The 13,547-nt window shown below is 33.6% G+C and carries 20 protein-coding genes; 16 read left to right on the top strand and 4 right to left on the bottom strand.

What is annotated here, in order from left to right:
- From B5G32_RS01145 to B5G32_RS01095, 13 genes are all read left to right on the top strand, one after another.
- On the top strand, nt 1-540 hold the full coding sequence (locus tag B5G32_RS01145; RefSeq protein ID WP_087935553.1) for a hypothetical protein: 540 nt from the start codon (nt 1-3) through the stop codon (nt 538-540).
- A 24-nt stretch (nt 541-564) separates the two neighbouring features.
- Nucleotides 565-1,476 (top strand): hypothetical protein, encoded by a 912-nt coding sequence (locus B5G32_RS01140; protein WP_087935552.1) that lies wholly within the window; start codon nt 565-567, stop codon nt 1,474-1,476.
- Nucleotides 1,469-1,786, top strand: coding sequence for a PF13754 domain-containing protein (locus B5G32_RS01135; protein WP_087935551.1), 318 nt, complete (start codon nt 1,469-1,471; stop codon nt 1,784-1,786). Before B5G32_RS01140 ends, B5G32_RS01135 begins: the two co-directional genes overlap by 8 nt.
- On the top strand, nt 1,774-2,040 hold the full coding sequence (locus B5G32_RS01130) for a hypothetical protein (RefSeq protein ID WP_087244397.1): 267 nt from the start codon (nt 1,774-1,776) through the stop codon (nt 2,038-2,040). Before B5G32_RS01135 ends, B5G32_RS01130 begins: the two co-directional genes overlap by 13 nt.
- Before the next feature lie 155 nt (nt 2,041-2,195).
- The gene (locus B5G32_RS01125; RefSeq protein WP_087935550.1) at nt 2,196-2,378 is read left to right on the top strand and encodes a hypothetical protein; all 183 of its coding nucleotides are present in this window, start codon (nt 2,196-2,198) and stop codon (nt 2,376-2,378) included.
- Between the two features lie 179 nt (nt 2,379-2,557).
- Nucleotides 2,558-2,902 carry a hypothetical protein gene (locus tag B5G32_RS01120; protein WP_087935549.1) on the top strand — a complete coding sequence of 115 codons (345 nt, stop codon included), beginning with the start codon at nt 2,558-2,560 and terminating at the stop codon, nt 2,900-2,902.
- A 23-nt stretch (nt 2,903-2,925) separates the two neighbouring features.
- Nucleotides 2,926-3,207, top strand: coding sequence for a hypothetical protein (locus B5G32_RS01115; RefSeq protein ID WP_087935548.1), 282 nt, complete (start codon nt 2,926-2,928; stop codon nt 3,205-3,207).
- Nucleotides 3,208-3,412: 205 nt separating this feature from the next.
- A complete protein-coding gene (locus B5G32_RS01110) occupies nt 3,413-3,793 on the top strand; it encodes a hypothetical protein (protein ID WP_087935547.1) in 381 nt (126 codons plus the stop codon).
- 19 nt (nt 3,794-3,812) lie between these two features.
- On the top strand, nt 3,813-4,163 hold the full coding sequence (locus B5G32_RS01105) for a hypothetical protein (protein WP_087935546.1): 351 nt from the start codon (nt 3,813-3,815) through the stop codon (nt 4,161-4,163).
- A gap of 102 nt (nt 4,164-4,265) precedes the next feature.
- Nucleotides 4,266-4,433 carry a DUF6275 family protein gene (locus B5G32_RS14080; protein ID WP_239386169.1) on the top strand — a complete coding sequence of 56 codons (168 nt, stop codon included), beginning with the start codon at nt 4,266-4,268 and terminating at the stop codon, nt 4,431-4,433.
- A 12-nt stretch (nt 4,434-4,445) separates the two neighbouring features.
- A complete protein-coding gene (locus tag B5G32_RS01100) occupies nt 4,446-4,853 on the top strand; it encodes a phage holin family protein (protein WP_087935545.1) in 408 nt (135 codons plus the stop codon).
- 58 nt (nt 4,854-4,911) lie between these two features.
- Nucleotides 4,912-5,037, top strand: coding sequence for a hypothetical protein (locus B5G32_RS14245; RefSeq protein ID WP_255374724.1), 126 nt, complete (start codon nt 4,912-4,914; stop codon nt 5,035-5,037).
- Nucleotides 5,038-5,063: 26 nt separating this feature from the next.
- Entirely contained in the window at nt 5,064-6,248 is a 1,185-nt protein-coding gene (locus B5G32_RS01095) for a peptidoglycan recognition protein family protein (protein WP_204209565.1), read from the top strand.
- Between the two features lie 406 nt (nt 6,249-6,654).
- Here B5G32_RS01095 and B5G32_RS01085 read toward each other — a convergent pair whose 3' ends face one another.
- The 4 genes from B5G32_RS01085 to B5G32_RS01070 all read right to left on the bottom strand — a co-directional run bounded on the left by B5G32_RS01085 (nt 6,655) and on the right by B5G32_RS01070 (nt 11,078).
- Nucleotides 6,655-7,689, bottom strand: a complete 1,035-nt coding sequence (locus B5G32_RS01085) for an aspartate-semialdehyde dehydrogenase (RefSeq protein ID WP_087935543.1) — start codon at nt 7,687-7,689, stop codon at nt 6,655-6,657.
- 13 nt (nt 7,690-7,702) lie between these two features.
- The gene (locus B5G32_RS01080) at nt 7,703-8,932 is read right to left on the bottom strand and encodes an aspartate kinase (protein WP_087935542.1); all 1,230 of its coding nucleotides are present in this window, start codon (nt 8,930-8,932) and stop codon (nt 7,703-7,705) included.
- Nucleotides 8,933-8,938: 6 nt separating this feature from the next.
- Complete coding sequence (locus tag B5G32_RS01075) at nt 8,939-10,093, bottom strand: homoserine dehydrogenase (protein ID WP_087244103.1); 1,155 nt, start codon at nt 10,091-10,093, stop codon at nt 8,939-8,941.
- Nucleotides 10,094-10,328: 235 nt separating this feature from the next.
- Nucleotides 10,329-11,078 carry an HAD-IIB family hydrolase gene (locus tag B5G32_RS01070; protein ID WP_087935541.1) on the bottom strand — a complete coding sequence of 250 codons (750 nt, stop codon included), beginning with the start codon at nt 11,076-11,078 and terminating at the stop codon, nt 10,329-10,331.
- Nucleotides 11,079-11,208: 130 nt separating this feature from the next.
- On the opposite strand from B5G32_RS01070, the gene B5G32_RS01065 reads away from it, so the two are divergent.
- From B5G32_RS01065 to B5G32_RS01055, 3 genes are read left to right on the top strand one after another with little or no spacing between them, the layout of a single operon-like run.
- Nucleotides 11,209-11,991: a MerR family transcriptional regulator gene (locus B5G32_RS01065; protein WP_087935540.1), complete on the top strand. Its 783-nt coding sequence runs from the start codon at nt 11,209-11,211 to the stop codon at nt 11,989-11,991.
- A 2-nt stretch (nt 11,992-11,993) separates the two neighbouring features.
- Complete coding sequence (locus tag B5G32_RS01060) at nt 11,994-12,809, top strand: ABC transporter ATP-binding protein (RefSeq protein WP_087935539.1); 816 nt, start codon at nt 11,994-11,996, stop codon at nt 12,807-12,809.
- Nucleotides 12,806-13,537, top strand: a complete 732-nt coding sequence (locus B5G32_RS01055) for an ABC transporter permease (RefSeq protein ID WP_087935538.1) — start codon at nt 12,806-12,808, stop codon at nt 13,535-13,537. Before B5G32_RS01060 ends, B5G32_RS01055 begins: the two co-directional genes overlap by 4 nt.
- Nucleotides 13,538-13,547 lie beyond the last annotated feature (10 nt).

Here is a 13,547-nt window from a genome sequence, read left to right as displayed (position 1 = left end):
ATGGCAAAGCTTATTGTTAAGACAGGGCAGGAAGTGGAAGCAAGAGACCACGCCCTGTTTTTTGATGGTATTTTTAGAGGAAATGGTGTCATGCATCGTGGCAATGAATTGGAGCTGACAACGCAAACAGCCAATCTCGTTAAAATAAAGGACGGCATAGTCGTCATTCAGGGGTGGCCGTATATTATCTATCCTGGAGAAGTCATTGACGTGAGCATTGACAATGGAACTCAAAACATGAAAAGAAATGACATCGTTGTTGCTGAGTTTACGAATGTTGATGGTGTGCAGACAATGACAATCAAGGCCATTAAAGGTACCCCAAATGAAACGATTGCTGCTGATCCCGTTCTTACACAGCAGGATACATTGGATGCAGGCACGACATATCAGTTTCCTCTCTATAGAATTCGATTGAACGGAATAAACATAGAGGGAACTGATGATTTAAGAACTTTTGTTAATAATCTCAACAATGCTCCACAGGTAACAGCTGTCACTGATGAATATGTGGAGATGGAAATTAATTTTGATGAATAATTTTTATGATGAAAGGAGAATAGAATGGCAGTTAAAACAGTTCAGGCAGTAATCAATGGGCAGACTTATAATCTTACCAGAAACTCTGGTACAGGCAAATATGAAGCAACGATTACTGCACCGAATAAGTCCAGTTACGGACAAGCAAATCATTACTATGATGTGACCATTAAGGCAACAGATGATGCTGGAAATGTAACAACAAAGAATTCAAGTGATGCAACACTAGGTAATTCACTAAAGCTTTATGTAAAGGAAAAAATTGCACCAACACAGACTATTACATATCCTACATCATCAGCATTGATTACAAACAACAAGCCTGCAATAACATGGGAAGTAAAGGATAATGACAGTGGAATAAATCCAAATTCCATTGGTATTACAATTAACAGTGGCACAAAGATTACCTCTGGTATAACAAAAACACCAATAACAGGTGGATATAAATGTTCCTATACACCAGCTTCTCCATTAAATGAAGGCAACAATGTGATTAAGGTGGATTGCGCTGATAATGATGGAAATGCAGCTACACAGGTATCTGTAACATTTAAGGTCGATACAGTGCCACCAACGCTTAATATCACAAGCCCTACACAAGGATTGATTACAAATAAATCTACTGTTACAGTGAAAGGGACTACGAATGATGCAACATCATCACCTGTTCTTGTTGTCATTAAAGTTAACGAAGGGGAAGACATAAGTGTAACAGTTGGAAGTGACGGTTCATTTACAAAGGATATAACCCTTGTTGAAGGCAATAATACAATTAAGGTTATTGCGACAGACAGTGCTAAGAAGCAGACTACAGTAACGAGAACTGTTGAATTGGATACAAAACCACCTGTCTTTGGTGCAGTGACACTCACTCCAAATCCTGTAGATAGTGGAAAGACATTTGTTATCTCTGTCGAAGTTACAGATGCTTAAAAGAGTATTTGGAACATCAAATGGTCTTGATATAAATTTTACAAAATCAGATGATGGGAAGTGGATAACGACTATTCCTAGAGATTTGAGTGGAATATACTATCTTGAACTGTATGCAGAAGATGATGCAGGAAATATTGGCTATATGGCTACAGTAGTCATGAAGTTTGACCCTGTTTCTTTCTGCGTTAAATTTGATGTTGTTGAATTTCAAGGGAATGCTGAAATGAGAGAATTCATTGAAGCATTTCATACGAAAAATCATTATGATACAGAATTCAAAGGAGGAGATAATGGATGTTGCTGCTAAAAGGTGAAAAGAGAAGCATTGTCATGTCAATTGTATCTTCCGATGATGTAGAATTTACCATCTCAACTGCAACAGTGGAGATGACAAAAGGATGCAAGAGCATATCTTCAATTCCATGTACTATTTCAGAGCATGATATTTCCTTCTCTATTGATACAAATGACTATGATACAGGATACTATGATATTGTCGTTACATTCAGTATTGGTCCTGAGATATTGAAAAGAAAGAAGGAGATTCAGATTGTCTGCTGAATATAAATTGTACAATGTAAAGCTATCAAAGCAAACTGTTTCAACAGGAGAACGTTTCATCATTCAAGTAGACATCATAGACTGGGACTGGATAAAGAAGAATATCGCAACATGGAATACATTGAAAACCAATTTCGCAAAGTGGGGTGATCTGATTGGCAATTGAACATATAAGTTTAGTCTTACCAAAGACTACTGATCCGCCAGACATAAATGTAATCAATACCGCTTTGAAGGAAGTTGAAACAAAACTAAATGCTACAATTGATCAAATCAATGATGCAATAATCTATGTATCACAAACTGATGAATACGTAGAAGTAGAAATACCAGAATAGGAGGAAAACTATGGATAAAATAAAATTCACCCACGCCCGCAAAATTCATGCGGGGGGGGGTACAAAATACCGCAATATTATCAGAAAGGAGGATGCTATCGAGAGAAGATAGCATCTTCTCTTTTAGACAATTTGGAAAGAAACGAGGTGAGTGCTTGTAGCATTCACCGTGATGATTCGTGAAATTTAAATTCTTAAGACACGAAACGCAGGAATATTCTTTATATAAAGAGATTAATACTGGAAAAACATGGACTGATGGAAAAGTTGTCTATAGAAGGACATTCAATATTACACCAGGAAAAACTATAGAACTAAATGCATCAATTATGTCTTACGTATCAATAACTGGATTTGTAATTTTAGATGGTGTTTTTATACAGAATTTACCATTCATTAGTGGAACAGGAGATATAATATGTTCTGCTACCATTGAAAGAAATGTTTTAAAATTAGAAAACAGTAGTGGATATGATAAGAGATTGAATGCATTCGTATCTGTTGAATATACGAAATCATCATGATCAAAAATGCTACAAGCGTATAGATGCTTCTTAAACTATTGTTGAAAAATCAACAAGCTTCAGGATTTACAATTAAGCATTGTAATAACATTCTTGATAATTCCATAGAGAAAAATGGTCTTGTTGAATATTATAATAATGATACTCTAAATATCCCACCTGAGTGTGATTATGGATTCAAAATAATGTTTGTTGTTCCAGGTGAATCAACAATTGTTATTTTGTTTGATATATCACAGCCGGTTATTGCCATAGCAAAAGGAATTGGATATGAATGGAAAGGGTGGAGTTATATTAGATATTAAAGATAGTGATCTTTCTAGATAGCAAATTAATTTATGTTAAAAGTTAAAAATAACCTTCGAAAAATAGTCGGGGCGGGTCAGAATTCTGGCCAGAAATACAACTTTATCAAAATCATGCTGGAAGGAGGTTGCTGTCATTTAGAGAAAGCAATCTCAACAGAAAGAGAGGTGAACGCTTATTAGCGTTTGCCGAAGGTGATGTGTTATGAGCAAGATACAAGTTCCAACTAAGGAATATGTAGATAACTTTTCTCATCCAATTGCGATTATATGCAATGAAAGTACTGATACGATTGTAGTTGACTTTTATAGAAGTGGGAAGTATGCAGGATTGCTTATCTGGACGTTTAATAGAGATGTATGTTTATATGGCTTAACTATTCAAAACACAGAAAAAAAAGAAGATAGCAGTGTAGCGATATACACAATTTTTAAGGGACCAGAATCAGCCTCTAGAAATATTACTGCGTATGTCGTTTCTGTAGATGAAGAAAAAATTGTTATCGGATTGACAACAAATGTAAAATTCTGGGATGTTGCGACAGTTATCGCACCTTGCAAGACAAGCGGTCATGCTCATAATTAATCAAACGCTATAAGCATTTATGAAAGTAAAATTTCCTAATAAAGAATACGTAGATAAAGAAACGAATTATTCACAAGTCTACAATGACTGGGGTTTGAAAGGATTCGTCAAGAAATGTAAAGGGATGACAATTGTACATGTGGAAGGAGTACTTAACAACAATACTTCATCTGCTGGCGATGCGTATCCAATAATTACATTTTCTAACTCTCTGGTTGACTGTCCACACGTAATCGGTTATCGAATTGTGGATGTTAATGGTGGGCAATTTGGATATGGTGTTTTATCAGGAAATACATTAAAAATTTTGCCGGATGAAGGGAGTACATTAAATAGAGGAACCACAATAAATCTTACATTTATCTATTGATTCTCTCTTTCTGTGACAGCGAAAGAAAAATGAAAAGAATGAAACACCCGGTTGCGTGTGACACACACACACACACACACACACACACACAACCTTTACAAAATGTTTATATCTTCTACAGAGAGGGGGCTACAATGTAGCTCCTTCTTGCATGAAGGGTGGTGTCAAGCTAGATTAAGCAATTACGAACTAACATACAATGGTTGCAAAAAAGAATTATATCTTGATGCATATAAAAAATTTGAAAATAAATGTATTGAAATACAGTAGAGGTGGAGGTATATGAAGAAAATGGAGAAAATTTTCAGTAGCGTTGTAGCAATTATTGCTACTTTTTTTACATATTTATTTGGAGGATGGGATATCGCACTTATAGTGCTTATTACATTTATGGTGTTAGATTATGCAACAGGTGTGATCTATGCGTGGATTAGCAAAACATTGAATTCCAATATTGGTTTTGAGGGGTTAATCAAGAAATGTATGATTCTTGTTGTGCTAGTTGTTGCCGTATTGCTTGATAGAATGATCAACGGGGAAACATGGGTATTTAGAACTTTAGTTTGTTATTTCTATATTGCAAATGAAGGTATTAGTCTATTAGAAAATGCATCAAATCTTGGAGTCCCTGTTCCAAATAAAATAAAAGATGCTTTAGAACAATTGAATAATTATGAGGAACAAGAGTAGTCATTCGACTGCTCTTTTAAATTAGAAATGAATATTATAAAAATAGGAGGAAAATTTTATGGCTGAAAATTACGAATTCATTGAGGAAGAAGTTGAATTTGATGAAGAACTTTATCATCAGAACATGCAGGAAAATGACTTCTCAGCTTGGGATGATGAAGTTGGTAAAGGAGATGATCAATAATGGCTAAAACTATTACATGGACTAAAATGCTTGTACCAAGTTCAAAATATGATATTAAATGTCCTTACTCGATGAATCCTAGTGCAGTAACACGTCATGATACTGCCAATGATGCATCTGCAATGTCAGAAATTTCATACATGATTGGTAATAGTCTTGAAGTTTCTTATCACGTTGCTGTAGATGATTACAGAGCTGTTCAGGGGTTGCCATTTAATAGAAATGGTTGGCATGCTGGAGATGGTTCTAAAGCTACTGGTGGTAATAGAACATCTATCGGAGTAGAAACTTGCTACTCAAAATCAGGTGGAGATAGATATGTTAAAGCATGTGATAATGCATTAACCGTCATTGCTAAGATTTGTCATGATGAAGGTATTCCAGTAACTCGTGTTTTCTATCATAAACATTGGAGTGGCAAGAATTGCCCTCATAGACTAATTGCTCAAGGAGTTACAGAAGAAGAGTATAGAACGTTGGTACAAAACAGATACAATGAAATGTATGGTGGTGGAAATGTAGTCAATACAAGCAAGCCATCTACTTCTGCATCAGGATTAAAACATAAGGTGGGTGAAACTGTATCATTCAAAGGACTTGCCACTTCATCTACTGCAAGCTCTCATACAACTAATATTGCAGTAAAGAAAGGTAAGATTACAAGAATTGTATCAGGAGCTAAATATCCTTACTTGATTAATGGTGGTACTGGATGGGTAAATGATTCATTAATTACTTCTGGATCATCATCAAGTACTAGCTCATCTTCTACTTCATATTACAAAAAATATACTGGAAACAGTACATCATTGGATACTATTCTTAAAGATATTGGAGTACCAAGTACATACTATGGTAATTGGGAAAAGAGAAAACCTTTAGCAAAAGCTAATGGAATTAGTAGTTATTCTGGTACTGCAAGCCAAAATGAAAAATTAAAATCCTTAGCTAAGACTGGAAAGCTTAAAAAAGTAGGTTCTTCTAGTTCTAATAGCAGTGGATCATCATCTTACTACAAAAAATATACAGGAAGCAGTAACTCTTTAGATGCCATTTTTAAAGCGATTGGAGTTCCAAGCAGCTATTATGGAAGCTGGGAAAAACGTAAACCAGTAGCAAAAGTCAATGGTATTTCTAATTACACTGGTACTGCATCACAGAATGAAAAACTTAAATCCCTTGCAAAGTCTGGTAAACTCAAAAAGGCATAAAAATGGTAAAGTTTATTTTTGTAAAGATAGCCTATATGGCTCCAACAGTGGATGGAGATCATATGGAATTATGGTTATACTCTCGTCCATTGTATGTTATCAAAGAGACACCAGATACTGTCATTGTTAGATACAATAATTCCGCATTTTATACTTACGAATTCGACAAGAAATATATAGAAAAAAGCCTCTAGCCATTACGGTTAGAGGTGTTTTTTTGTGCTTTAAAAATTGTTTTATAAAAAAACTTCTAATCAATATTTGTTAGAAGTTTTTGACATGTTTTTGACAGACCTGAGAATGATATCGTAATATACTCATATAATACTTGAATATAAATTTGTTAATTATACAAAATGATGAGAGTATATTGTATTTATATTTGCTTTTATTCTAAATTGATTAACTAGATTAGTTCCATCTCAATCATTTTTAAGCCAATATCAACAGAGTTGTAAGCAGCACCTTTCATAAGCTGATCAGCCACAATCCATAAGCTTAAAGCATGATCATTATCTAAATCTTGACGGACACGCCCCACATGGACAAGTTCATCACCAATAAATAGAGTTGCCATAGGATAAATCTGATTTTCAATATCATCATAGAGTTCAACACCATGAGAATTTGATAATAATTCAAAGACTTTATCCATATCAATTGGTTTTTTCGTTTCGATATAAACAGATTCACTATGTCCTCTTAATACGGGAACACGGACACAAGTGGCATTAACTTTAATATCTTTATTAAAGATTTTCTTTGTTTCATTCACCATTTTCATTTCCTCTTTTGTAAAATGATTATCTAAATCAAATTTATCCACTTGAGGAATACAGTTGAAAGCAATTGGATAATGTTTTTTATCAGAAGCACAAGGTAATGTTTTGGCAACAGGTTCTTGACCATCTAAAACTTCCTGTGACTGACGATATAATTCTTCCATTCCAGCAACACCAGCACCTGAAACAGCCTGATAAGTAGACACAATAATTCTTTCAATATCAAAATATTCATTTAAACGATTTAAAGCACTGACCATTTGAATCGTTGTACAGTTTGGATTAGCAATAATCCCTTTATGTTCTTTTAATGCATAAGCATTGACTTCTGGAACAACTAATGGAACATCAGGATCCATTCTAAAATGAGAAGTATTATCAATATTGATACAACCAGCTTGAACAGCGTAAGGCATATATTTTTCAGAAATACTTCCACCAGCACTCCAGAAAGCAACGTCAATACCTTCAAATGAATTTTCAGTTAATTCTTCAACAACAAATTCATGTCCTTCATATTCAATCACTTTTCCAGCACTTCTTGAAGAAGCTAATAATTTTAAACTTTCAAATGGGAAGTGAAACTGAAAAATACATCTTAACATTTCTCTACCCACTGCACCAGTAGCTCCTACAATTGCAACTTTATATTTTTTCATTTTTATAGTCCTCCTAACCTAAGAATGCTTCATGTAATAAAACCTGTGCTCTTTTGACATCATCTCGATCAATATAACAAGAAATATTAATTTCACTACAAGAAGTCATTTCCACATTAATATCATGACTCATGAGTGTATTATAAACTTTTTGGAACATACCTTTATTATTTTTAATACCCACACCAATGACAGCCACTTTTCCAATATTTCCTCGCACAATCGTTTTTTTAGCCTGCAATGTTTCTTTTAAATCATTAATGACTTCAACGACAGCAGGAACATCTTTATCATTAATGATTAAAGAAATATCCATTCTACCGCCACCGACTAATGCCTGACTGAAGACATTGACATTGACATTAGCATCAGCAATTTTTTCAAAGAGTTCACCAGCACCATTGACTTTGGCATCAACACCAACGAGAGTAATTCTCGCTTCATTTTGTGAACCAGTAATTCCAGATATAATGAATTGATTTAAATGATCTTTCATAATTTTTTCATCTCCTAACACATATGTTCCTTGACTTTCATCGAAAGAACTTCTTGCATGAATTACAATATCATGTTTGGCAGCCAATTGTACACAACGATGGTTGAGAACTTTAGCGCCATTTTTAGAAAGTTCCAGCATTTCTGAATAACTGATATAATTTAATTTCATCGCATCAGGAACAATACGAGGATCAGCTGTATAAATACCGTTAACATCACTATATATTTCAACTTCATTGGCATCTATCGCAACACCAATAGCAACAGCAGATAAGTCACTGCCACCACGACCTAAAGTGGTAATTTTTCCATTTTGAGAATATCCCTGAAATCCTGGACAAATCACAATATCAGCATTTTTAAGTTTATCTAAAATATGTTTTCCTTCTACGGTTGTAATCGTTGCATTTTGATGATGTGAATCTGTCAAAATACCCAGTTCTCCGTTTGTTACCGTATCTACAACATAGCCTTTTTTAGCCAGCTCACTTTTAACAACAAGTGTTGAAATCGTTTCTCCAATACTTGTTAAACGATCAATTTCTTCATCTGTCAATTGATCTGTATGAACAATGGATAGAAGGGTATCTGTTGCATAGGGATCATCATAGCGCCCCATCGCACTGACCACAGCAACAACTTTGTTGCCTTTATCGTGTTCACGAATAATATTTTTATACATATGTTCACGTGTTTCAATACTACGTGTTGAGGTTCCACCAAATTTTTGAACAGTTATTTTCATGTTATTTTAACCCCTTACTTTCAATAAATTATAGGTTTCATCTTGAAGTTGTTGTTTTAACTCATTCAGTTCAATAGGATTTGTAATGTAGATATGATCATGATCTTGAGAATAATACATTTCATAGTCAATATCTAGAGGATGATCACATCTGATATAATATTTAGAATATGTAATTGGATAAATCTCTTCTACATATTGATATTGATGTTGCCATATTGTTGGTTGATGTGTTTTGATGATATCACTCACAACAGCACTGGCAGTGACATAACGCCCAGCACCTTTACCATAGAAAATCACATTTTCTAAATAATTACAAGTGATTTCTACTACATTATATGCTTGATTCACATTCGCAACAATGTCTTTTATACCAATTAAGGTAGGAGAAACATCAATTCCATAACCATGATCAAGTTTTTTAGCCTGTGCAATCAACTTAATACGGTATCCTAATTTTTTAGCATAGTCTATATCTTTCTTTGTGACTTTTCGAATACCTGTACATTGAATCTTATTGAAATCAAAGAAAATCTCAAAAGCATTCATAGTTAAAATACAAATCTTATGTGCAGCATCAATCCCATCTAAATCCAAGCTGGCATCGGCTTCTACATATCCTAAGCCATCAGCTATTGTGAGAGCTTCCTGAAAATCCAAATTATCTGTTTCCATTAATGTTAAAATGAAATTTGTTGTTCCATTTAAAATACCTTCGATTTTTTCAATCTCATTAGCAATTAAATCTTCTTTAGCCGGAACAACGACAGGAATACCACCACCCACAGCAGCTTCATAATAGATTTTAGCATGATATTTGGCTGCAGTTTCAAAGATTTCCTGGCCATCATGTGCAATCAATGCTTTGTTTGCCGTAACAACATGTTTCCCTTTTTTTAAGGCTTCTAAAATGATTGTTTTAGCAATTGTTGTTCCACCAATTAATTCTACCACAACATCAACTTCATCATCATTTAAAACATCATGAAAATCTTGGGTATAGATGATACCATCTGGTAAAGTCACTTCATTTAAAGCACAGCCATATTTAACCGTCACTTCTTCATGAATGTGCTTTTCTAATCTTTCTTTTTGTTGTGTTAAGATTTCTACAACGCCAAACCCAACAGTTCCTAGACCAATAACACCAATTTTCATATGATACCCCCTCTAAATAAAAAATCTCATTCTTCATGAGATATGGTTTTCTTTGACAACAATCTAGACACTCTCATATGATCGGCTATGATATATTCATGTTTATAAATCCGCATGAAAATGTCCTCCTTTGTTATTGCATTGATAATATCATTTTTGTATACATTTGTCAATTTATGAATAAATAATTTTGAAATAAGCGAAAAAAGACGCTTTATTTTTATTAAAAATAAAATTATTTTTCAATATCTAAAATACACTTGGACAATTGTGAAACAATTGTCTTGGCATGTTTTTGAACTGGTAAGGGAGCATAATCAAAAGAATAACTATGTTGAATGGCATCTAACATAGGTAAATCATTATAGTTATCTCCAATTCCATAAATATGATCATGTGATAAGTGGAAATATTTTTCAATGATTTGAATACCTTTTCCTTTTGAACAGCCTTTCATTGCTAAATCTATATGTTGATTATTTTGAAAAGCTTCAATTTGATGACCGTATTTGTCAATAATGAGACGTGTCATCTTTTGAGCCAGGTCTAATTCATGATCTTGATAGTGAAATGAAAAAGCCTGAATATGTGTAAAAGGAAGCTCATTGAAAGAATGAATTTCATGATCAAAAATATGATCTTGAAATTTTGTATTAAGATGATATGTCACATCATTATGAACAATCGACATATTTTGTTTGCCGGTAAATTCATAGATGTCTTTGACTAAAGATATAGGAATCTGACTTTCAAAAATAGGTTCATAGTCCTTATTTAAAATGAGTCCCCCACTTAATAAAATGAAAAAATCATACTGAATATCATAAGGTTTTGAAGGACGTAAAATACCACTTAAGCTTCGCCCAGAACAAATACCAAACAGATGTCCATGTTTTTGAAATTCATGAATGGCTTTGACATCTTCATCTTTCATATGATCTTCAAACCATAATGTATTATCAAAATCACTAGCAAGTAATTTCATATTTTCACCCCAAATCTTATTATAGGGGAATTCATATTGAAATACAAAGAGATTATACATATATTTTTGACAAAAATGCTTGTTTGTGACGTAACGTTATGAATTATAATAAAAGCAGGAGGGATGGAAAATGAATAATCACAAATATATGACAGTTGGAGAACTCGCAAAGAAGATGGGAACAACTGTTCGCACATTACAGTTTTATGATCAAAAAGGATTGTTACATCCTAGCAGTGAAAGTGAAGGAGGCCGACGTCTTTATACTTATCAGGATATGATTTTACTTCATCAGATTCAATCTTTAAAATCATTAGGTTTTACTTTAGATGATATTAAAAATAGGATAGAAGTTTTAGATACACCTCAAAAAGTAGAACATGCCCTTCATCAACAGGAAGTCATGATTGAAGAAAAAATCAAACAGCTTCAAAATACATTATCAGCCATTAAAGCCTTAAAGGTTGAAGTCAATCAAATGCAAACAGTTGATTTTAAAAAATATGCAGATATCATTGTGAATCTTCAAATGGATAATGAGTATTATTGGTTAATTAAACATTTTGATAATGAAACATTGGAACATATTCGTCAACAGTTTGATAAAGATAGTGGTCAGGAATTTATTCAACGTTTTCATCAGCTCAATGAAGACATCTTAAAGCTGAAGGCAAAACATCTTCCTCCAGAAGATGAACAGGTCCAGCAGATGACTGGTCAGTTTTGGAATTTGATTATGGAATTTACGCAAGGGGATATGAGTTTATTACCACGTTTAATGAAATTTGATCATTTAACTGATGCACAAAATCAGGAATGGATTCAAAAACAAAATGAAGTCAATGATTATTTGAAACCGGCATTAGAAATTTATTTTCAAAAATTAGAATACAATCCATTTGAGGGGGAATGATGATGGATACGATTATGCACGTTTCACATTTGAAAAAGAAATATCAGACACTTGAGGTTTTAAAAGATGTCAGTTTTGATGTGAAAAAAGGGGAAATCTTTGGCATATTAGGAATGAATGGTGCTGGAAAAACAACAATCTTAGAATGTCTGGAAGGATTTTTAAAATATGATGAGGGACAGATTGAAATTCATGGTCAAATAGGCATTCAGCTTCAATCTTCAGCTTTACCCGCTTATATGAAAGTGAAAGAAGCTATGAAGTTGTTTTCAAAATGGAAGCATGCACAGTTAGATGAAGATATAGTCAAGGCATTAGGTATTCAAGAAATAGCTGATCAGACATATAGGGAACTTTCGACAGGACAGCAACGTCGTCTTCATCTGGCATTGGCTTTGATGGGACATCCTGATTTGCTTTTTCTAGATGAACCAACTGCAGGATTAGATGTCGCTGGACGAAAAGCCCTGCATGAAAATATTATCCAATGTCAAAAACAGGGAATGACGATTGTTTTGACGAGTCATGATATGAATGAAGTAGAAAGCTTATGTGATCGTATTGGGATCTTAAGGCAAGGAAAAATGGCTTTTATAGGAACAGTAGAAGAATTAGCGAAACAACTTGGACGATATTATTATATTAAGGTCAATAGTCAAGAAGGAGAAAAAGTTTATACGACACAACATATTCAACAGACATTGATGCAAATCTGTCAGGACTATCAAAATCAAAATCTTGATATTTTAGATATGACAGTCAATCGCGGGACTTTGGAACAGCATTTTTTAGAAGTCGCAAGGAGAAATGAAATATGAAAGCATTGGGTTATGGGATTTATTTACAATGGAAAATGGATATCCGTTCTCGTTCATTATTAATCACATGTTATTTAGTGCCATTACTCTTTTTCTTAATGATGGGCAGTGTTTTTACATCTATCATGCCTGAGTCTCAAGAAACATTGATGGCATCTATGACAGTCATGGGTGTTTCTATGGGGGCATATATTGGTTTACCACCATCTATTGCTGAAATTTATGGAACAGATATTAAGAAAATGTATATGGCCAATCATATACCTGAATATTTTGCAGTTTTGTCTTTATTTTTATCAGCATTTATTCATTTAATGATGATGAGCGGTCTGATTTATATTTTATCTCCTCTTCTTTTTGATGCAACATGTCCTATTCATCCAGTTTTATATTTTGTGATGTTGATATTATTTGTTTTGGTATCATTAAGTATAGCCTGTATTTTAGGATTAGCAGTTCATAATCAGGCCAAGCTGACTATGGTCAGTCAAATCATCTTTTTACCATCCATCATTTTATCTGGTATTATGTTTCCTGTTTCTTTATTACCTTCTTTTTTAGAAAGCATTGGAAAACTTTGTCCAGCTACATGGGGTTATCTATTACTGATTGAACAACCTATACAATTATCAAATGTCTATATTTTATGTATGATATTGATTGTTGCTTTAGTGATTTGTTATGCATTACTAAGATCAATTCGTTCTTCCTTTCGTCATCTGCCATGATATAATCAAT

This window comes from Massilimicrobiota sp. An80 (assembly GCF_002159255.1).
Taxonomy (GTDB): domain Bacteria; phylum Bacillota_I; class Bacilli_A; order Erysipelotrichales; family Coprobacillaceae; genus Allocoprobacillus; species Allocoprobacillus merdigallinarum.
This window is presented reverse-complemented; position numbering and strand designations above follow the sequence as displayed.